This is a genomic window from Corynebacterium intestinale (genome assembly GCF_023574125.1).
Taxonomy (GTDB): domain Bacteria; phylum Actinomycetota; class Actinomycetes; order Mycobacteriales; family Mycobacteriaceae; genus Corynebacterium; species Corynebacterium hesseae.
The window spans coordinates 104,890-124,622 of record NZ_JAMKFF010000004.1 but is presented as its reverse complement, the minus strand read 5'-3'; the positions used below and the strand labels follow the sequence as shown (position 1 = coordinate 124,622).

The 19,733-nt window shown below is 59.1% G+C and carries 21 protein-coding genes and 2 tRNA genes; 14 read left to right on the top strand and 9 right to left on the bottom strand.

The features are described from left to right. Positions 1-5 precede the first annotated feature (5 nt). Both panB and panC read left to right on the top strand, forming a co-directional pair. The gene (panB, locus tag M5J06_RS06315) at positions 6-827 is read left to right on the top strand and encodes a 3-methyl-2-oxobutanoate hydroxymethyltransferase (protein WP_070519471.1); all 822 of its coding nucleotides are present in this window, start codon (positions 6-8) and stop codon (positions 825-827) included. Between the two features lie 11 nt (positions 828-838). After that, positions 839-1,660 (top strand): pantoate--beta-alanine ligase, encoded by an 822-nt coding sequence (gene panC, locus M5J06_RS06310; protein ID WP_070519469.1) that lies wholly within the window; start codon positions 839-841, stop codon positions 1,658-1,660. Here panC and M5J06_RS06305 read toward each other — a convergent pair. Then, positions 1,657-2,619: a malate dehydrogenase gene (locus M5J06_RS06305; RefSeq protein WP_070530427.1), complete on the bottom strand. Its 963-nt coding sequence runs from the start codon at positions 2,617-2,619 to the stop codon at positions 1,657-1,659. The genes panC and M5J06_RS06305 overlap by 4 nt on opposite strands. Before the next feature lie 175 nt (positions 2,620-2,794). On the opposite strand from M5J06_RS06305, the gene M5J06_RS06300 reads away from it, so the two are divergent. Continuing rightward, a complete protein-coding gene (locus tag M5J06_RS06300; protein WP_070684261.1) occupies positions 2,795-3,538 on the top strand; it encodes a TetR/AcrR family transcriptional regulator in 744 nt (247 codons plus the stop codon). 239 nt (positions 3,539-3,777) lie between these two features. Here M5J06_RS06300 and clpX read toward each other — a convergent pair whose 3' ends face one another. Further along, positions 3,778-5,073 (bottom strand): ATP-dependent Clp protease ATP-binding subunit ClpX, encoded by a 1,296-nt coding sequence (clpX, locus tag M5J06_RS06295; protein ID WP_070565117.1) that lies wholly within the window; start codon positions 5,071-5,073, stop codon positions 3,778-3,780. 198 nt (positions 5,074-5,271) lie between these two features. Here clpX and M5J06_RS06290 point away from each other — a divergent pair, with 198 nt between their 5' ends. Beyond that, complete coding sequence (locus M5J06_RS06290; protein WP_250224223.1) at positions 5,272-6,576, top strand: MFS transporter; 1,305 nt, start codon at positions 5,272-5,274, stop codon at positions 6,574-6,576. Between the two features lie 41 nt (positions 6,577-6,617). Further along, positions 6,618-7,388 carry a 3-oxoacyl-ACP reductase FabG gene (fabG, locus tag M5J06_RS06285; RefSeq protein WP_250224222.1) on the top strand — a complete coding sequence of 257 codons (771 nt, stop codon included), beginning with the start codon at positions 6,618-6,620 and terminating at the stop codon, positions 7,386-7,388. A gap of 75 nt (positions 7,389-7,463) precedes the next feature. Here fabG and M5J06_RS06280 read toward each other — a convergent pair whose 3' ends face one another. Together M5J06_RS06280 and M5J06_RS06275 are read right to left on the bottom strand one after the other, a co-directional pair. Further along, positions 7,464-8,087 (bottom strand): ATP-dependent Clp protease proteolytic subunit, encoded by a 624-nt coding sequence (locus tag M5J06_RS06280; RefSeq protein ID WP_070447792.1) that lies wholly within the window; start codon positions 8,085-8,087, stop codon positions 7,464-7,466. A gap of 21 nt (positions 8,088-8,108) precedes the next feature. Further along, the gene (locus M5J06_RS06275) at positions 8,109-8,708 is read right to left on the bottom strand and encodes an ATP-dependent Clp protease proteolytic subunit (RefSeq protein ID WP_010190917.1); all 600 of its coding nucleotides are present in this window, start codon (positions 8,706-8,708) and stop codon (positions 8,109-8,111) included. A 138-nt stretch (positions 8,709-8,846) separates the two neighbouring features. Between M5J06_RS06275 and M5J06_RS06270 the strand changes: the two genes are divergently transcribed. The 6 genes from M5J06_RS06270 to M5J06_RS06245 all read left to right on the top strand — a co-directional run bounded on the left by M5J06_RS06270 (position 8,847) and on the right by M5J06_RS06245 (position 14,310). Further along, entirely contained in the window at positions 8,847-9,527 is a 681-nt protein-coding gene (locus M5J06_RS06270) for a metal-dependent transcriptional regulator (RefSeq protein WP_250224221.1), read from the top strand. 115 nt (positions 9,528-9,642) lie between these two features. Next, positions 9,643-10,110: a class Ib ribonucleoside-diphosphate reductase assembly flavoprotein NrdI gene (gene nrdI, locus M5J06_RS06265; RefSeq protein WP_005324049.1), complete on the top strand. Its 468-nt coding sequence runs from the start codon at positions 9,643-9,645 to the stop codon at positions 10,108-10,110. 50 nt (positions 10,111-10,160) lie between these two features. Beyond that, positions 10,161-12,356: a class 1b ribonucleoside-diphosphate reductase subunit alpha gene (gene nrdE / locus M5J06_RS06260; protein WP_250224278.1), complete on the top strand. Its 2,196-nt coding sequence runs from the start codon at positions 10,161-10,163 to the stop codon at positions 12,354-12,356. A 51-nt stretch (positions 12,357-12,407) separates the two neighbouring features. Beyond that, positions 12,408-13,433: a class 1b ribonucleoside-diphosphate reductase subunit beta gene (gene nrdF / locus M5J06_RS06255; RefSeq protein ID WP_144014843.1), complete on the top strand. Its 1,026-nt coding sequence runs from the start codon at positions 12,408-12,410 to the stop codon at positions 13,431-13,433. After that, entirely contained in the window at positions 13,414-13,689 is a 276-nt protein-coding gene (locus tag M5J06_RS06250) for a hypothetical protein (RefSeq protein ID WP_070564615.1), read from the top strand. Before nrdF ends, M5J06_RS06250 begins: the two co-directional genes overlap by 20 nt. A 39-nt stretch (positions 13,690-13,728) precedes the next feature. Beyond that, entirely contained in the window at positions 13,729-14,310 is a 582-nt protein-coding gene (locus tag M5J06_RS06245) for an NADPH-dependent FMN reductase (RefSeq protein ID WP_101735461.1), read from the top strand. 173 nt (positions 14,311-14,483) lie between these two features. Here M5J06_RS06245 and tig read toward each other — a convergent pair whose 3' ends face one another. The 3 genes from tig to M5J06_RS06230 all read right to left on the bottom strand — a co-directional run bounded on the left by tig (position 14,484) and on the right by M5J06_RS06230 (position 16,943). Beyond that, positions 14,484-15,839 carry a trigger factor gene (gene tig / locus M5J06_RS06240; protein WP_070564609.1) on the bottom strand — a complete coding sequence of 452 codons (1,356 nt, stop codon included), beginning with the start codon at positions 15,837-15,839 and terminating at the stop codon, positions 14,484-14,486. Positions 15,840-15,912: 73 nt separating this feature from the next. Further along, positions 15,913-15,986, bottom strand: a tRNA-Pro gene (locus M5J06_RS06235). A 138-nt stretch (positions 15,987-16,124) separates the two neighbouring features. Next, positions 16,125-16,943, bottom strand: coding sequence for a DUF1542 domain-containing protein (locus tag M5J06_RS06230; RefSeq protein WP_250224220.1), 819 nt, complete (start codon positions 16,941-16,943; stop codon positions 16,125-16,127). Between the two features lie 214 nt (positions 16,944-17,157). Between M5J06_RS06230 and M5J06_RS06225 the strand changes: the two genes are divergently transcribed. After that, positions 17,158-17,232 (top strand) — tRNA-Gly (locus M5J06_RS06225). Between the two features lie 93 nt (positions 17,233-17,325). Next, complete coding sequence (locus M5J06_RS06220) at positions 17,326-18,153, top strand: aldo/keto reductase (RefSeq protein ID WP_250224219.1); 828 nt, start codon at positions 17,326-17,328, stop codon at positions 18,151-18,153. Here M5J06_RS06220 and M5J06_RS06215 read toward each other — a convergent pair. Then, positions 18,150-18,623 carry a ribose-5-phosphate isomerase gene (locus M5J06_RS06215; RefSeq protein ID WP_010191143.1) on the bottom strand — a complete coding sequence of 158 codons (474 nt, stop codon included), beginning with the start codon at positions 18,621-18,623 and terminating at the stop codon, positions 18,150-18,152. The two genes, M5J06_RS06220 and M5J06_RS06215, sit on opposite strands and share 4 nt — an antisense overlap. 103 nt (positions 18,624-18,726) lie before the next feature. On the opposite strand from M5J06_RS06215, the gene M5J06_RS06210 reads away from it, so the two are divergent. Next, positions 18,727-19,104, top strand: a complete 378-nt coding sequence (locus M5J06_RS06210; protein WP_180952016.1) for a hypothetical protein — start codon at positions 18,727-18,729, stop codon at positions 19,102-19,104. Here M5J06_RS06210 and M5J06_RS06205 read toward each other — a convergent pair. Beyond that, a complete protein-coding gene (locus M5J06_RS06205) occupies positions 19,101-19,715 on the bottom strand; it encodes a mycothiol-dependent nitroreductase Rv2466c family protein (protein WP_144676982.1) in 615 nt (204 codons plus the stop codon). The two genes, M5J06_RS06210 and M5J06_RS06205, sit on opposite strands and share 4 nt — an antisense overlap. Between the last annotated feature and the right edge of the window lie 18 nt (positions 19,716-19,733).

Sequence of the window (19,733 nt, the reverse complement as noted above, 5' to 3'; positions counted from 1 at the left end):
AGGGCATGTCTCACAACCCTGGCCACCGCGCCCGCCTCCGCACCCGCCATTTCGCCCGCTCTAAAGAAAACTCTCAGGCCTTCGCGTGCCTGACGAGCTATGACTGCATGACCGCCGAAATCTTCGATGAAGCCGGGGTAGATCTCCTGCTCGTCGGCGATTCCCTGGCCAATGTGGTCCTGGGCCGCGAAACCACGCTCTCGCTCACCTTGGATGAGATGATCCCCCTTGCCCGCGCGGTGGTTGCATCGACCTCCCGTGCCTTCGTGGTGGTGGACCTTCCCTTTGGCTCCTATGAGGACGGCCCCTCCCAGGCGCTCGAGACCGCGGTGCGCGTCATGAAGGAAACCGGCGCGCAGGCCGTGAAGCTGGAAGGTGGTGCGGAGCGCGCTCCCATTGTTGCCGCGCTTGTCGCCGCCGGCATCCCCGTCTGCGCCCACATTGGCTTTACACCCCAGCAGGTCCACGCCTTGGGCGGCTTCGTGGTCCAAGGCCGGGGTGCCGGTGCGGAGAAGCTTCACGACGACGCCCGCGCCCTCGCCGAGGCCGGCGCCTTCGCCGTGGTGCTGGAGATGGTCCCCGCAGCCCTTGCTGAGCAGGTGACCAAGGAGCTGCCCATCCCCACCATCGGCATCGGCGCTGGCACGCAGACCGACGGTCAGATTCTGGTGTGGACCGATGCCTTCGGCCTGGGCGGTCCCAAGGCGCCGCGTTTTGTGCGCCGCTACGCGAATCTGCGCGGCGCGCTGCTGGAAGGAGCGAAGGACTATGTCGCAGATGTGGGTGAACGTTCCTTCCCCAACGCCGAGGAGTCTTTCGAGGACTAAGGTCTTAAGCCATGCAGATCCTCACAACTAAATCCGAACTCCGTGCCTTCCGCGCGGCAACGTCCGGCTCCGTGGGCTTGGTGCCCACGATGGGCGCGCTTCACGACGGCCACGCTTCCCTCATTCGCCGCGCCCGCGAAGACAACGACACCGTGGTGTGCTCGGTCTTTGTCAACCCCCTCCAGTTCACGGACCTGGGCGATTGCGAAGACTACCGCGCCTACCCGCGCACCCTCGACGCGGATGCCGCGCTGCTGGACTCGTTGGGAGTCGATGCGGTCTTCGCCCCCAGCGTGGAGGAGATGTACCCGGGTGGTACCCCGCGGGTGTGGGTGCGCACGGGTGAGATGGGCTCGGTCTTGGAAGGTGCCTCGCGCCCCGGCCACTTCGACGGCGTAGCCACCGTGGTGAGCAAGCTGTTTCACCTTGTCGCACCGGACCGCGCTTATTTTGGGCAAAAGGATGCGCAGCAAGTAGCCATCATCCGTCGCCTGGTGGCGGACCTCGATGTGCCGCTGGACATCATCAGCGTGCCCATCGTGCGCGCAACGGACGGCGTGGCCGAGTCCAGCCGCAATGCACGCCTCAGTGCCGCCGAGCGTGAGCAGGCGGTCGCCCTATCCCAGGCGCTCTTCGCGCTGCAGGATGGCGCCTCGCTCAAAGAAGCCGAGGCCCAGCTCGCCACCTCCCCCGGCGTGACGGTGGATTACCTCACCGTGGTGGACCCAGCCACGCTCGAGCCCGTAGATACACAACACCGGCCCGCCTTGGCGCTGGTTGCAGCGCAGGTGGGGCCGGTGCGACTCATCGATAACTTGGTGCTGGAGGCTTAGCCCTTCAGCAGGTGGGCTACGGCCTCGCGCTCCTCACGCAGCTCCTGCACGGAGGCCTCGATGCGCTCCTTCTGGAAGTCACTAAGCTCCAGGCCTTGGACGATTTCCCACTTTCCGTCGCGGGAGACGGTGGGGAAACCTGCGACGAGCCCCTCGTCCACGCCATAGGAACCATCCGAAACGATGGCGGCGGTGCGCCAATCCTCGGTGCCATGGATCCAATCGTGCATGTGATCCACCGCGGCGGATGCTGCGGAGGCTGCCGAGGAGCGGCCACGCACGGCGATGATCTCGGCGCCGCGCTTGGCCACCTTCGGAATCATCTCCTCCTTGTACCAGGTCTCATCTACCTCGGCGTTGGAGTAGGTCAGGTCCGGGAACTGGGAGGCGGAGTGGTTGCCCCAAACGGCAACCTTGGTCAGCTCCGCGGTGGGCACGCCCGTCTTGAGGGACACCTGGCTCAGCGTGCGGTTGTGGTCCAGACGCATGAGCGCGCTGAACTGGCTCGGGTCCAGGTCCGGAGCGCTGTTCGCGGCGATATAGGCGTTGGTGTTGGCCGGGTTGCCCACGACGAGGACGCGAACGTCGCGTGCGGCGACGGCGTTCAGCGCCTTGCCCTGCACAGTGAAGATAGCGCCGTTAGCCTCCAACAGGTCAGCGCGCTCCATACCCTTGGTGCGCGGGCGGGAGCCCACGAGGAAAGCGGCCTTGGTGTCCTTGAAGGCCACCTCCGGATCATCGGTGACGGTAATGCCGCGAAGGAGCGGGAAGGCGGAGTCATTAAGTTCCATGGCCACGCCCTCAGCGGCACCAACGGCGTCCGGGATTTCCAGCAATGCGAGTTCAACTGGAGTGTCCTTGCCATAGACATCGCCGGCAGCGATGCGCCACAGCAGGGAGTACGCGATGTTGCCGGCGGCGCCGGTCACGGTGATCTTGACGGGTTGAGAAGCAGTCATGTGTGAATCCTTTCGGCTGGGTACTCACTTCCCCACCCTAGTCCCGTTTTTCGCCCCCATGGGGTGTGATTTTACCCCCGAAAGATGCAAGTTCTTTGCACTTGAACTCCATAGCCTTCTTTTTTCGGCATAGTGGACAACTGTACGCATATTCATCGACTAGACGGGACTTTCCATGAGCACTGAGGCTGCAACGGTCGACTCCGGCTCTGTTGAGCACGTGATCGATGTTGCGATAACGCAGTTTTCTGAGCACGGTTATGCTGATACCAAGCTCGAAACCGTGTCGAAGCTGTCTGGAATGTCCAAGCGCATGATCCATTACTACTTCGGGGATAAAAAGGGCCTCTACCAGCAAGCATTGGCTGCAGCTGCCCAGCGGCTCAACCCTCCGGAGGGCAGCTTGGAAATCAATTCCGCGGTCCCAGTAGAGGGCGTGCGCACTTTGGTGGACTGGATGTTCCGCCAGCACGTGGACAACCCGGAGGCCATCCGGATGCTGACGATGGAGTCCTCGCACAGTGTGCTGGAGTCCTCGCACGCGCTTGTCGACGTTTCAGCGATCTCCCTCCACCTCGACAGGCTGCTTATGCTGGGCCAAGATTCCGGCGCCTTCCGACCGGGCATTTCTGCCAACGATATCTTCACTCTGATTTCGGCGCTGACGATGTACCGGGTGACCAATCACGCGATGATGAGCAATCTGCTCGACATCGATATGCACACGCACAACAACACTGAGGGTCTGCACCGCATGGCCGTCGATGCCGTGCTGGCCTTCCTCACGGCGAACATCCCCGACATTGGCTTTGAGTCCTATCTCAAGCAGAACGAGACCGAGCTGGAAGCCGAATCCGCGCCCTTGGACGTCTACTCCACCGAGGACGAAGGCGACGTGTCCCGGGACCTCTACGAGTAGAACCCTCTTCCCAGCACCGGGCGAGCAATAAAACCACAGTAAAGGAACCATTTACCCGCCGGTCCGTGCATAATCCCAGGTCACGATCTCGCGCCATAGCTAAATGGTCCCACTCATCTGGTTCCTTTGCCCCCAGCACGAAGATGGAATCTGACAGACGGCGTTTTTAGGCCTGAAAACGCCTTTAGACAGCGCAAAAGGCATCTTCAGCCGTGAAGATGCCTTTTATAAGGTGCCGTTTAGGCGGATTCCTTCGCCTCATCCGAGTACACGAACTCCGGCTCGCCGCCGTCGGTCACGCAGTCCTGCGTGATGTGGACGCTGGCAATGTCCTCGCGGTCCGGAAGGTCATACATGATGGGGACAAGCAGCTCCTCCATGATGGCGCGCAGGCCACGGGCACCGGTCTTGCGCTCGAGTGCTAGCTCGGCGATTGCCTCCAGCGCCGCATCCTCGAAGTGCAGCTCCGCACCATCCATGCTGAACAGGCGCTGGTACTGCTTGACCAGGGAGTTCTTCGGTTCCACCAGTACCTTAACCAGCGATTCGCGGTCCAGGTTGTCCACCGTGGCAACAACTGGCAGGCGGCCGATGAATTCCGGGATGAGGCCAAACTTCACCAAGTCCTCTGGGCGCACCTGGGAGAAGAAGTCGACGGATTCCTTCTCGTCCTTGGTCTCCAGCTTGGCGCCGAAGCCCACGCCCTTCTTGCCCACGCGCTCCGAAATCACCTTGTCCAAGCCCGCGAAAGCACCGGCCACGATGAAGAGGATGTTCGTGGTATCCAGCTGGATGAACTCCTGGTTCGGGTGCTTACGTCCGCCCTGCGGCGGGATGGCCGCCACGGTTCCCTCGAGGATCTTCAACAGCGCCTGCTGCACGCCCTCACCGGACACATCGCGGGTAATCGAGGGGTTCTCCGACTTGCGGGAGATCTTATCCACCTCATCGACGTAAATGATGCCGTGCTGCGCGCGCTCCACATCAAAGTCCGCAGCCTGCAGCAGCTTGAGCAGGATGTTCTCAACGTCCTCGCCCACGTAACCGGCCTCGGTCAGGCTCGTGGCATCCGCGATCGCAAAGGGCACATCGAGCAAACGTGCCAGGGTCTGCGCCAGGTAGGTCTTGCCGGAGCCCGTCGGGCCCAGCATCAGGATGTTGGATTTGGCAATCTCCACTTCTTCATCCTGAGTCTTCTTCCGACGGCCTTCCAAGCCCGCGGCTTCCTCAGCCTTGATGCGCTTGTAGTGGTTGTACACAGCCACCGACAACACACGCTTGGCCTGGTCTTGGCCGATGACATACTTATCCAGAAAAGCCGAAATCTCCGAAGGACGCGGAAGGCGCATTTCCTTCTCTTCGTCCGCCTCAGCCTGAGCCGCGCCGAGCTCCTCTTCGATGATTTCGTTGCAGAGCTCGATGCACTCGTCACAGATGTAGACGCCGCCGCCGGCGATAAGCTTCTTCACCTGCTTCTGGCTCTTTCCACAGAAGGAACACTTGAGCAGGTCAGCGCTTTCTTGCATACGTGCCATGAAGGCCTTTCAACTCTTTTCTCTGGGGTTGGGTGGAGCGATTTTACCGCAGTCCATTCCACTCTAGTAAACCACCCAGACCCGAGCGCTATTCCTCGCGCGGCGGCGCGCCACTGAATTTAAAACGGCAGTTAATGGACATAGACAGAGCGGTTCACTAACTTACATCGAAACCTCTCCATCAGCAGAAAGACTTTCATGGACATCCGCGAACTCATCGACCGCTCCCCCATGGGCGCGCGCCAGTGGCTCATCATCGCCATCGCCCTCTTCCTCAACGCTCTCGACGGCTACGACATGGTGGTCATGGCCTTCGGCGCCGGACCTGTCAGCGAAGAGTTCGCCTTGTCCAATTCCTCCCTAGGCTGGCTCCTCTCCGCCGCGCTTATCGGTATCGGCCTCGGTTCCTTCTTCCTTGCCCCGCTAGCTGACCGCCTCGGGCGCACCACACTGATTACCGTCTCACTCATCATCGACCTCGTCGGCCTCGTTCTCACCGCCCTCGCGCCAACGTTTAGCCTTCTCCTCTTCTTCCGCCTCATCACCGGCATTGGCGTCGGCGGCGTCCTCGTCTGCGTCACCGTCCTCGTCAGCGAGTATTCCAACCTACGCTTCCGCGGACTGGCCGTCGCCATTTATGCCTCCGGCTACGGCCTTGGTGCATCCTTCTGCGGTGTTATCGCATCAACCTTCGATAGCTGGCAACCCATCTTCTGGGTCGGCGCAACGCTCACCGTCGTGGCCCTTATCCTCACGGTTGCTGTCGTCCCCGAGTCCGCCGACTTCCTCGCCGCCCGCGGCCGCATGGACGCCGTGCGCACCATCACCGCCAAGCTCGGCCTCAAGAGCGAGGTCAGCGTCCGCCCCCGCACCACCCACAAGGCGTCCTACAAGGACCTCATCTCCCCACAGTTCCTGCGCACCTCCATCAAGCTCTGGCTGGCATTCAGCTTCATCATGTTTGCTTACAACTTCACCTCACAGTGGACCCCGAAGCTACTTACCGCCGAGGGCCTGACTGCTCAACAAGGCATCATCGGCGGCATCATGCTCTCCTTCGGCGGGGCTATCGGCGCCATCCTCTTCGGCCTATTCACCACGCGCATCGACGCCCGCCCGCTGCTCATCGCCTTCTGTCTTGTCTCCTCCGTCGTCCTCGTCGGCTTCATCAACTCCACCGCCGTGCCCACCCTCATGTTCGCCCTCGGTGTCGGCGTAGGCCTTAGCCTCAACGCCTGCATTTCCGGCCTCTATACCGTCACCCCGGAGGTCTACCCTTCCGCACTGCGCACCACGGGAACGGGCGCCGCCATCGGCATCGCCCGCGTCGGCGCCACCCTCGCGCCTATCCTGGCCGGCTACCTCCTCGAAACAGGCTGGACCCCGACGGGCCTCTACACCCTCGCTGGTGTTACCGCGGTGCTGGCCGCGCTCTCCCTCATCGGCGTGCGTGCCTACACGGCGACCACAAAGCACAGCACGCCACAACCGGTAGCGGCCTAGGCTGGGGCTCAGAGCCACCCTCAACCGCTAAGGAGCTTCACATGTTCGATCTTCAGGACCAGGTTGCCATCGTCACCGGCGGTGCCGCCGGCATCGGCCGCGGTATCGTCAGCGCCCTGCGCGAGGCCGGCGCGACCGTCATCATCGCTGACCTCAACGAAGAGGCCGCACACAAAACCGCCGAAGAACTCGGCGCGGACGCCCTGCTTGTCGACGTCACCTCGCGCGACTCCGTCCGCACCCTTTATGGGGACGTCGTCAAGCGCTATGGCCGCATCGACATTGTCTGTTCCAACGCCGGCGTCTTCCCTAACTGCCCTCTCGAGGACATGAACGACGAGCAGTGGGACGCCATGTTCGCCATCAACACGCACGGTACGTTCACCGTGGTGCAGGAAGCGCTGCCTTACATGAAGAAGGCGGGCTACGGGCGCATCGTCATCACCACCTCCATTACCGGCTCACACACCGGCTACCCAGGCTGGGCGCACTATGGCGCTTCGAAGGCTGCGCAGCAAGGCTTCATGCGTTCTGCGGCGTTGGAAGTCGCCCGCGATGGCATCACCATCAATGGAGTGCTACCGGGCAATATCCTCACCGAGGGCCTCGAGGGCCAGGGCCAGGAGTACCTCGACCAAATGGCGCGCTCCGTGCCTATTCACCGACTGGGATCTCCGCGCGACATTGGTAACGCAGCAGCCTTCCTAGCTTCCCGTGAGGCGGGCTACATCACGGGACAGACCCTCATTATTGACGGCGGCCAGATCCTCCCCGAGTCCCCCGAGGCCATCCTGCCGCCCTACGAGGACTAGACCCTGCATTAACCCCACGAACGCGAAGGCCCCGCTCCCGGAACCATCCGGAAAGCGGGGCCTAAAGCCTAGGTACTACGCGTTGAGCTTGCGGTAATCAAAGACGGTATCGATGAGACCGTATTCGACGGCTTCCTGCGCAGTGAGGATCTTGTCGCGGTCGGTATCGATACGCACCTGCTCTGCGGTGCGGCCGGTGTGCTCGGCCAAGGTCTCCTCCATGAGGCGGCGCATGCGCTCGATCTCGTTGGCCTCGATCTCAAGGTCAGAAACCTGGCCCTGCGTGCCCTGCGTGCGCGGCTGGTGAATCAGCACGCGAGAGTTCGGCAGCGCGGCGCGCTTACCCGGGGCGCCAGCGGCCAGCAAGACGGCTGCTGCGGACGCGGCTTGGCCCAAGCAGACGGTCTGCACATCCGGGCGGACGTAGCGCATCGTGTCGTAGATGGCCATCAGCGCGGTAAACGAGCCACCCGGGGAGTTGATGTACATCGTAATGTCGCGGTCGGGATCCTGGGACTCCAGGACCAGCAGCTGCGCCATGATGTCATTGGCGGAGGTGTCATCGACCTGGGTGCCCAGGAAGATGATGCGCTCTTCAAAGAGCTTGGAATACGGGTTGGTGGTCTTCGATCCCTGTGCGTTCTGCTCAATGAACTCCGGCAGAACGTAGCGGGAAGAAGGCATCTGTAGGTTCGACATAGTGATAAAGCTCCTTGTTCCCTAGTTGGTGATAGGACCGTTGACGGACTCGATGACGTGGTCGACGATGCCGTATTCCTTAGCCTGCTGGGCGGTGAACCAGCGGTCGCGGTCCGAATCCTTGGTAATTTGCTCGAAGGTCTGGCCGGTGTGCTCAGCGATGAGCTCAGCCATCTCCCGCTTGGTCTGTGCGAACTGCTCCGCCTGGATGGCAATGTCTGCAGCAGTACCGCCCACACCGGCAGAAGGCTGGTGCATCATAATGCGAGCATGCGGCAGCGCGTAGCGCTTGCCCTTGGTGCCACCAGACAGGAGGAACTGGCCCATCGAAGCAGCCAGGCCCATGCCATAGGTAGCCACATCGCACGGCGAGTACTTCATCGTGTCGTAGATTGCCATGCCCGCGGTAACGGAGCCACCCGGCGAGTTGATATAAAGCGAAATATCGCGCGTTGGGTCCTCTGCGGACAGCAGGAGGATCTGCGCGCACAGCTTGTTCGCAATCTCATCATCCACCTGGGTTCCCAGGAAGATAATGCGCTCGCGCAAAAGGCGCTCATAGACGCTATCGCTCAGATTCATACCCGTAGACGACGAGTTCATTGAAATCTTCTCAGACATTAGTGGTTCTCCTTCAAGTGAAGAATGCTTTAACTGGCCCCACCTTACCGGCATTCCTCTCAAACTTGGCCTCTGTTCGCTATGAGCGTTGGGGCGCAGCGCCAAAGGCGCATACGGAAGCTGGGTTAACATTTACTCATGTCTGTTTCCGAGCTGTCCACCAGTACCCAGAACTATTTGAAAGCTATCTGGGGGCTAAAGGAATGGTCATCCGAGCCCGTTACCGCCACACTTATTGCGGCACAGCTGGGACTCAAGCTCTCCTCGGTTTCCGATGCAGTGCGCAAAATGTCGAAGCAAGGGCTCGTGTCACACACGCCCTATGGCTCTGTGGAGTTAACCGAACTTGGCAGGCAGTACGCATTGGTCATGGTGCGCCGCCACCGATTGCTTGAGTCTTTTTTGGTTCAAGCATTGGACTACACGTGGGACGAAGTCCATAATGAAGCCGAAAATCTCGAACACGCGGTGTCCGACATGCTCATAGAACGTGTAGATAAGTTCCTTAATTACCCCACTAGGGATCCGCACGGCGATCCTATCCCTACGGTTGATGGACAGATCACAATCCCCAGTGCGCACCGTCTCACCGACAGCGGTGCGCAACCGCAAGTGACCGTGGAACGCATTTCTGATTCCGACCCACAACTGCTGAAGTTCCTTGAAGAGCGCGGCATCGTCACTGGGGCTGTTCTTAGCACGCGCGAAGGAACGCCCTTTTCAGAATCGCTCGAAGTACAGGTAGCCGGCAGTACTCAGTGGGTAGTACTTGGGCGCCCAGCTACGGACGCAGTGTTTGTAGCACACCACAGCCGTTAGACCTTCCCCTTTGCATTAATCCTACTCTCACCTGCCCTTTTCAAAACTACGTTGGGCCGTAGTTGCAACTACGCCATTGCGTAGTTAGTCTTTTCGAATATCACCTATCCCACTTATGGCTAAGGCCAGGATGAGCAGGATTGCTATGTCAGACTCACCAGATTTGGTGTATTTTTCTAGCGTTTCAGAAAACACAAAAAGATTCGTCGAACGCTTAGATAGACCCGCGGTGCGCATTCCACTGCGCCCCAAGAAAACCGGGATGATCCAGGTTTCACACCCGTACGTACTCATCGTTCCCACCTACGGCGGAGGCTCGCTCAAACGCGCAGTCCCCAAACAGGTCATCGACTTCCTCAATGACCCAATCAACCGCTCCTTTATCCGGGGCGTTATTACCTCAGGGAATACCAACTTCGGAAGTGCTTACTGCGTCGCCGGACGCATCATTTCCGCCAAGTGCCACGTACCGGAGCTGTATCACTTCGAGCTTCTCGGCACACAGAAGGACATTGCCGCCGTAAAGCAGGGCCTTCAAAAGTTTTGGGAGCAGCAAAAGCAGCTAACGATGACACCCCATTAATCCCCCACAAGATGAAGAACACATCCGCATCACACAGATTGGACAACACAATGTGGCCTCTTGATGCCACCCCCACACAGACTATTGGCGCTACGCCCCGCACTGCTTCAGCAGACAATGCCGGCGGTGTCGGCAAGCGCAAAAGCTACCACGCACTCAACGCGCAGCTGAACTTGTTCGACGCTTCTGGAAAAATCCAGTTTGACAAGGACATTCAGGCAGCACAAGACTATGTCACGCACCATGTCGCTCCCCGCATGCATCAGTTCGATTCCACCAAGCAACGCTTGGAATGGTTGGTTGATAACGAGTACTACGAGCGGGATTTCCTTGAGCTTTATGATGACGCCTTTCTGTGCGCCATGTACGACAGAGCACATCAAGCTAAGCACCAGTTCCGCACCTTCCTCGGCGCATTTAAGTTCTTTACTTCATATGCACTGAAAACCTTTGATGGCTCCCGATTCCTAGAAGGCTACGAAGAACGTGTCGCCACCACAGCTTTATACCTTGCACAGGGCGACGAAGAGCTCGCAGAAAAGCTGGTGGATGACATCATGACCGGACGATTCCAGCCCGCCACCCCTACTTTTCTCAACGCAGGCAAAGCCCAGCGCGGCGAAATGGTCTCCTGCTTCCTCCTGCGAATCGAAGACAATTTGGAGAGCATTGGTCGCAGCGTGAACTCTGCACTGCAACTATCAAAGCGCGGTGGTGGAGTGGCCTTGTTGCTGAGCAACCTGCGCGAATCCGGAGCCCCGATCAAAAAGATAGAGAACCAGGCTTCCGGCGTAGTCCCAGTCATGAAGATTCTCGAAGATAGCTTCAGCTATGCCAACCAATTGGGCGCCCGGCAGGGCGCTGGAGCCGTCTACCTGCATGCGCACCATCCAGATATTCTTCGCTTCCTGGATACCAAGCGGGAAAATGCCGATGAGAAAGTCCGCATCAAGACTCTTTCGCTGGGGGTTGTTATTCCAGATATAACCTTCCGGCTGGCCAAAGAGAACAAAGATATGCATCTTTTTAGCCCGTATGACATCACTCGCGAGTACGGCGTAGCCATGTCTGACATGTCCATCACCGAGTACTACGACGAGTTGGTTGCCAATCCGCGAATTTCTCACACGACCATTAAGGCCCGCGAGTTTTTCACCACGCTGGCTGAGCTTCAGTTTGAATCCGGATACCCCTACATCCTCTTTGAGGATACGGTCAACCGCGCTAATCCCCTCAAAGGACATATCAATATGTCCAACCTGTGTAGTGAAATCCTCCAGGTCAACACGCCATCGACCTACGGAGCTTCGGGTGACTACACCACCGTTGGCCAGGATATTTCCTGCAATCTAGGTTCGCTCAACATTGCAAAGGCTTTTGAATCACCGGACTTTGGGGAAACCGTCGAAACCGCAGTGCGTGCCCTCACGAAGGTTTCAGACCTGACGAACATCGAAGCTGTTCCTTCCATCGCTCACGGAAATGCTTCCATGCATGCCATTGGTCTGGGCCAAATGAATCTCCACGGCTTCCTTGCTTCACAGCGTATTCCTTATGGCTGCGCCGAGGCACTGGACTTTACAAATATTTATTTCCTGACGGTGACCTACCATGCGCTCCGCGCATCCCATGCACTCGCGGTTGAAAAAGGTCAACGATTCACAGGCTTCGAAGAATCCACCTATGCCACTGGCGCCTACTTTGACAAATACATCGACCAAGACTGGGCGCCAGCCACTGAACACGTAAAACAGCTCTTCCACGAAGCAGGCGTACAGATCCCCCAACGCGAGGATTGGCTACGGCTCAAGAATCAAGTGATGCAAGACGGCATCTACAACGCCTACTTGCAAGCAGTTCCACCCACTGGATCAATTTCCTACATCAATGACTCCACCGCGTCCATCCACCCGATTGCCTCCAAGATTGAAATACGCAAGGAAGGCCGCTTGGGGCGCGTGTACTACCCCGCACCGGAAATGACCAACGACAACCTGGAGTATTTCGATGACTCCTACGCCGTGGGATACGAAAAAATCATCGACACCTACGCCATGGCCACCCAACACGTGGACCAAGGGCTTTCCCTGACCTTGTTCTTCACCGCTGATACCACCACGCGGGACATCAACAAGGCACAGATCTATGCCTGGAAAGCCGGAATCAAGACCCTCTACTACATCCGTTTACGCCAATCCGCGCTCCAAGGAACCGAGGTCGAAGGCTGCGTCTCCTGTGCTTTGTAGAAGCACGGTCCTCCCCTTGTCCACAACCATCCACTCAGAAAGAAAGAAGCTATGTCTTCAACATCGAACAGTGCTGAACTAACCGGCATTTCAGTTACACCGCCGAGCTACCGGCATGATCCTTCAGCCCGCATCCGCGCCATCAACTGGAACCGGGTGAGCGATGACAAGGATCTTGAAGTGTGGAACCGTCTCACCGCTAACTTTTGGTTGCCAGAGAAGGTCCCGCTTTCTAATGATCTCCCGGCATGGCAGAAGATGACACCCGAGGAACGCAACCTCACCATGCGGGTGTTCACGGGACTCACCACCCTGGATACTGTCCAGGCCACCGTGGGTGAAATCTGTCAGATTCAAGATGCCCGCACCGAACACGAGGAGGCCGTGTATACCAACATCGCCTTCATGCAGTCAGTCCATGCCCGTTCTTACTCTTCAGTGTTTTCTACCCTGAGCAGTACAAAGGAAATTGATGAAGCATACCGCTGGGCGGTGAATAATGACCTTCTCCAGGCACGCGCCAAGAAAGTGCTCGCGCACTATTTTGGGCCGGATCCACTCAAACGCAAGGTGTCATCGACGCTGCTTTCCTCGCTGCTTCTCTACGCGGGTTTCTATCTTCCCTTGCACTTTTCTGTCCACGCCACCCTGACAAATACGGCAGACATGATTCGCCTCATTCTGCGTGACAAGGCAGTGCACGGCTACTACTCGGGTTACAAGTATCAGCGCGGTCTGGAATCCACGACCCCGCTACGGCAGAAGGAAATGCATGATTTCACCATTTCTTTGCTCGAAGAGCTTTATGCACTAGAGCTGGACTATTCCGGCGAGCTATATGAGCCTTTGGGACTCATGGATGACGTAGCCGTGTTCGTTCGCTATAACGCCAACAAGGCACTCATGAATTTGGGCTACCCGGATTATTTCCCGCCCGAAGAAACGGAAGTGAACCCAGAAATCCTCGCCGCCCTAGCCCCCGGAGCAGATGAGAACCATGACTTCTTCTCTGGATCTGGTTCCTCCTATGTCATTGGTACTGCTGAAGAAACGAGTGATGATGACTGGGATTTCTAAACCTTTTCCGCGACCGGACCAAGGAAGCTGGCTTGAGACCATCGCGCTGTTTGAAGCCATCCGCGAAGGAAACCAACCCGCAGCCATGCGGCTTTTGAATACATCCGCCGCACGAGAGGCCGTCCTCGGGGGGCTTCTAGGGCTCATCGAGCTGTACTTCCGCCATGAAGAAGGCGACAAAGTAGATGGCTTCCTCACTGCCGCCCACGCTGCCGGCCCACCACCGGCCTTTGGCTGCAAGCCCTTTCTCCCCTGACCACGTCTCCCTACACCCAACTAAGAAAGAAGGTTTACCATGACCACCCCACGTATCAGCGTTATCGTCGGCAGCCTGCGGCGAGGGTCATTTACACGCAAGATTGCACACGAGGTGCTCACGATGATCCCTGAAGACTACGAGGCAAACATCGTGGAAATCCGTGACTTGCCGCTCTATGACTTCGACTACGATGACCCCGCCGTCACGGACAAGCCCACTCCGGCTGAGTACACCACTTTTCGCGAGTCCATCAAGAACTCGAGCGGGATCCTCTTCATTACGCCAGAGAACAACCGCACTATCCCCGCCTGCCTCAAAAACGCAGTGGACATCGGCTCTAAACCCAACTCAGATGTGGCGTGGAAGCACCTTCCCGCAGGTATCATTAGCCACTCTGTAGGCCGCATGGGCGGCTACAGTTCACAGAAGAACCTTCGCCTCGCCCTGTCCTACTTCGATATGCCGCTTCCGGGTCAGCCCGAAGTATTTCTGGGTCAATCCCCCACCCTTTTCGAAGAGTCCGGACATCTCAATGAACGCACCGCAGACTTTGTCAAGGATTACGTTATGCGCTTCCTGCAGCTAACCGACAAGGCCTTTAGAGCCACGAACGGCTAGCGGTATCCCCAGCCAACACCCATCACGCCCTCTACGAAATACTCAAAGACTCCTAGAGGGCGTTCACACTGACACAAACCCCGGATTCAGGCTCATCCTTGAGTTACCTGAATCCGGGGTTTCACGCGCGCTCGCCACCACACATGTGGCAGCGGCACATTACAAGCGGGAGATTACTTCTCCTCGGAAGCCTCAGCCTCGTCCTCGTCGATCTCGCCGAAGTACTGGTCAACATCAACCTTGTTGCCAGCCTCGTCGGTGACCTCTGCACGGCAGATAGCCATAGCCAGGGCCTTGCCGCGGCGAACGTCAGAGAACAGGTTGCCCAGCTGGTTGCTGGACTGCAGCTGCTGGATGAACTGGTTCGGGTCCATGCCGTAGGACTGCGCGGTGAAGAGGATGTGGTCGGTCAGCTCCTGCTGGGACACCTCCGGCTCCTCAACTTCGGCGAGTGCGTCCAGGAAGAGCTGGGTGCGGACGGATTCCTCGGCAGACTTGCGAGCATCAGCATCGAACTCCTCACGGGTGGTGCCCTGCGCCTCAAGCAGCTGAGCCAGAGCCTTCTCGTCGTGAGCCAACTGACCCATGACCTGGTGCAGCTGAGCGTGGACCTGCTCGTCCACCACGGAGGCGGGGAGCTCAAAGTCAACGTCGGCAAGCGCAGCCTTGAGGACCTCATCGCGGATGGCGGCAGCCTGCTCGGACTTCTTGGTCTCCTCAACGCGGGACTTGGTGTCCTCGCGCAGCTCGTCGATGGTGTCGAACTCGGAAGCCATCTGTGCGAACTCGTCGTCGAGATCCGGCAGCTTGCGCTCCTTGGTCTGCTGGACGTGGACCTTCACGGTGGCCTCGTCGCCCTCGTGCTCACCGGACTGGATAGTGGTGGTGAACTCGTTGTCCTCGTCGGTCTTCATGCCGCGCAGAGCGGTGTCGAGCCCCTTGATCAGGTTGTCGTCGCCGATGCGGTAGGTCATACCCTCGTGGGAAGCCTCATCCAGCTTGGTTCCGTCAACCTCGGTGGTGATGTCGATGATGGCGTAGTCACCGGTCTTCATCTTGCGCTTGGTGTCCTTGAGCTCACCGAAGCGGGAAGCCAGGTCCTCGAGCGCCTTGTCGACGTCCTCTTCGGAGGTCTCCAGTGCCGGCACCTTAACGGAAATCTTGGAGAAGTCCGGCACCTCGAACTCAGGGCGGATATCTACCTCAGCGGTGAACTCGACGAAGTCGTTGTCCTCCAGCTTGGCAATGTCGATCTCCGGCTGACCAATGACCTTGAGATCGTTTTCGGTAACAGCCTGCTCGTAGCGGGACGGCAGCATGTCGTTGACTACCTGCTCGAGGATGGGGCCACGACCAAAGCGGGCGTCGATAAGCTGGCGCGGAGCCTTGCCCTTACGGAAGCCCGGGATGGAAACCTGCTGCGCGATCGCCGCGTAGGCCTGAGCGATTTCCTTGTCCAACTCAGCGAACGGAACGTTGACGGTGAGCTTGACGCGGGTATCGCTCAGCTTGTCTACGGTGGTCTTCACGAGAAACTCTCCTGATTGTGATCGTCTAAAAATGTAATGAAGGGGCCTGGATGCGTGTCCAAGCCCCCATACGTCGGGGCGACAGGATTTGAACCTGCGACCCCCTGCTCCCAAAGCAGGTGCGCTACCAAGCTGCGCCACGCCCCGTATGGAAAGCCTCTGCGCCCGGAAGTTCCGCACGCAGCTGCGCTTCATACTGGGGCCAGTGTACCGATAGCCGCTTTACTATCCCAACACCGGCCCCATTTTATGTTCATTTATGCATGTCAGAGGATGTTTCACCGCTTAGAAGTCGAAGTCGAAATCAAACATTCCACCATCGCCTCCGTCGCCACCAAAGAGGCCATCGAAGAAGCCACCATCGTCGCCTCCCCCGGCATCGCCAGAGCCCATATCACCAGCTCCGTCCATGGCACCGCCGTCCATGCCTTCAGCGCCGCCGAGGTCTCCACCCCAGTCGCCGCTTTCAGCCGCCGCGGCGGAGTAGCCGACTCCGGACATGCCCGCGAACATGGCGTTGAACATCATGGAGTAGCCCACCATCCACACGCCGGTGGTCAATGCATCAGCCCACCACGGGCGCGAGTACCAACCGGCCGGGACCGGGCGCCCAGCCACGACACCGCCCGGGTAGTAATTCGGGGTTTGTGCAGATGCGCTTGGCGACGCCGTCAACGTCTCCCCGTTTGCTTCCACCGTGCGGGTTTCCGTGACCTTGCCGGCCTGGCGCTGGCCCTCCAGCGGCGGGAGTTCGGGGCCTGGGTCCATGCCCATAATCTCGCGCGCGGCCGCCACATAGTACAGCCCCTCCAGCGCGGACTCCCGCGCGAGGTGCGCTTGCTTGGCGGTGGTGGCGCGGGAAATCGCCGAGTTGGCGGCGGTAAAACGCTCGGAAGCATCAGCCATGGCCTGCTGGGAGGCAGTATCCGTGCCACTCAAGTTCATCACCTGGCCGCCAAGGCGCTCAGTCCAGCGGCGCGCATCCGCCATCGCGTCCTCGAAACGCTGAGATTCTCGCAGCTCTTGCTGCTTCTTCCCGTTGCGCGAGGACAGGAACCATGCGCCGCCACCGACGACGAGGATAAGGAGCAATAACGAGCTCACGAAAGCACCACTTTCATCTCAGAGTTGAATTGCGTGTCGAACTATGTGTTGTTTTGCTTGTACGCCTACCCAAACTAACGCGCTTTACCCCGCTTAAGTTCCCATTTTCCTTTCAGCGCCCGCGTGCGCTAAAGTAGTCGGCACGCCGATTCAACGGCTTTCAACGTTGAGACTTTCAAAGTCAAGACCTTGAAAGTTGAAGATTGCCGGTTGTGGGAATGTCGTATAGTGGCTAATACCTCAGCCTTCCAAGCTGAAGACGCGGGTTCGATTCCCGTCATTCCCTCCAAGGAAAAGCCGCGCTAACCACCTAATTTAGGTCGTTGGTGCGGTTTTAATCGTTTTCTGCACGGATGAACAAGCTCTGCGTAGAGTGGGCCGCATGACTGTACCTAATATCAAATTGCACGATGGAAACTCCATCCCGCAGCTCGGCTTCGGCGTCTTCAAGGTTGACCCCGACAAGACCGAAGAGCTGGTCCTCAAGGCCCTCAAGGTGGGCTACCGCCACATCGATACCGCTGCCATCTACGGCAACGAGGAAGGCGTGGGCCGCGCGATTGCCAAGTCCGGCATCCCGCGCGAGGAGCTGTTCATCACCACGAAGCTGTGGAATGACCGCCAAACCGACGCAGCCGCAGCCCTCGATGAATCTTTGGAGAAACTGGGGCTCGACTACGTTGACCTCTACCTCATCCACTGGCCCTGCCCGGACAACGGCCACTACGTCGAGGCGTGGAAGCAGCTCATCGAACTGAAGAAGGCCGGCAAGGCAAAGTCCATTGGTGTCTCCAACTTCGAACTGGAGCACCTTGACCAGCTGGAAACCCAGACTGATGAAACCCCCGTGGTCAACCAGGTAGAGCTGCACCCCTACCTGCAGCGCTGGCGCGAGCTCGATGCCTTCCGTTCCCACAAGGTGCAGATTGAGGCTTGGGGCCCACTGGGCCAGGGCAAAACCGATCTCTTTGAGCAGCCGGAAATCACCGAGCCCGCCGAGAAATACGGCGTCTCCCCCGCTCAGGTGATCATCCGCTGGCACCTACAAAATGGCGTCATCGTGTTCCCGAAGTCCGAAAACCCGGAGCGCATCGCGCAGAACTTCGATGTATTTGGCTTTGAGCTTGATGAATCCGAGATGGCCGCCATCACCGATCTCGACCTTGGGGAAGAGGGCCGCGGCGGCACTCACCCCAAGGACATGAACTAAGCCTCCGGAAGCTCCGGCGGAATGTTGGTGCGCTCGTACTCGGCAAGAATGTCGATGCGGCGCTGGTGGCGCTCGGCACGGGACCATTCCTGATCCAGGAAGGCATCCACGATGGCGAGTGCCTCCTCCTCGGAGTGCATGCGGCCGCCGATGCCGATGAGCTGGGCGTTGTTGTGCTCGCGGGCCAGGCGTGCGGTCTCCGGCGACCACGCCAGGGCGCAGCGCGCGCCCTTCACCTTGTTAGCGGCGATCTGCTCGCCGTTGCCGGAACCTCCCAGCACGATGCCGAGCGAACCCGGATCGTTGACGGTCCGCAGCGCGGCCTCAATGCAAAATGCCGGGTAGTCATCCTCGGCGTCGTACTCATGGGCACCGCAATCAATGACGTCGTGGCCCTGCTTCTTCAGGTGTTCGGCAATGACGTTCTTCGTCTCGAACCCTGCGTGGTCTGCTCCTAAATAAACGCGCATGGCCCACATCCTACCGGTCGGCGAACACGCCCGCCGACCCGTTTTAGCAATAATTCAAAATTGATATGGTGGGGCACGTCTACTCCCAAGGAAGGACCCCACTATGTCCATGACCGCACGCGTCTGCTTCCTTTACGTCGGCGCAATCCTTGTCGGCGCAGGTTTATTCGCCGCCGGTTTCTTCACCGACAACGTCTTCATTCTGCCACTTCTCTTGGACGCAGTGATGACGCTGGCCCACCTCGGCGTGGGCCTGTGGTGGCTCCTACATAAGCCACGCACCGCCGGCGGAATCACCGCCGGCGTCCTCGCGCTACTTGCAGGTGCGTCGTGGGCCACGTGGCTAGCCGCAGCCTGGGAGGAATACCAGGCGCAGAGCTATCTGCCCATCATTAACATCGCGGGACTTCCCGCTATCGTACTCACCCCTATCGTCCTGGTCTGCGTCATCGTGGCGGCAATGCGCAACCGCACGCGTTAAACCTGGGGATCCTCGGTGCGGGAGCGCTTGAGCTCGAAGAAGTAGGGGAACTGGGCGAGGCGCACGGAGGCATCGAAAAGCTCGCCAGCTTCCTCGCCGGTGGGAACGCGCGTAACGACCGGGCCGAAGAAAGCAGTATCGCCGAACTTCACCACCGGGGTGCCAACCTCATCGCCGACCTCGGAGATGCCCCGGTTGTGAAACTCGGTGAGCTTGTCATCCATCTCTTCGGTGTTGGCCACGGAGGCGAAGGTGGCGGGGAGGGAGGCGTCGCCAAGCGCCTGCTTGATGATGTCGTCGTAGGCGCCGTAACCCTTCTTGCCGCCCTGGCCCTCCGTGTGGATGCGGGTGCCCATCGCGGTGTAGAAGGCATCGACCTTGTCCGGGGCCTCCACGGCAATCTTGGCCGCCACGCGGGCAGGACCCCAGTTGGCTTCCATCATCTTCATGTACTCCGGATCCAGGTCGCGGCCCTTGTTGAGCACGGACAGGGACATCGGCTCAAAAGTCACCTCGATATCGCGGACCTTCTCCACCTCCTTAATCCAGCGCGAGGTCAGCCATGCGAAGGGGCATGAGCAGTCGAACCAGAACGTCACTTGTTGAGCCACGGTAAATCTCCTTTGTTT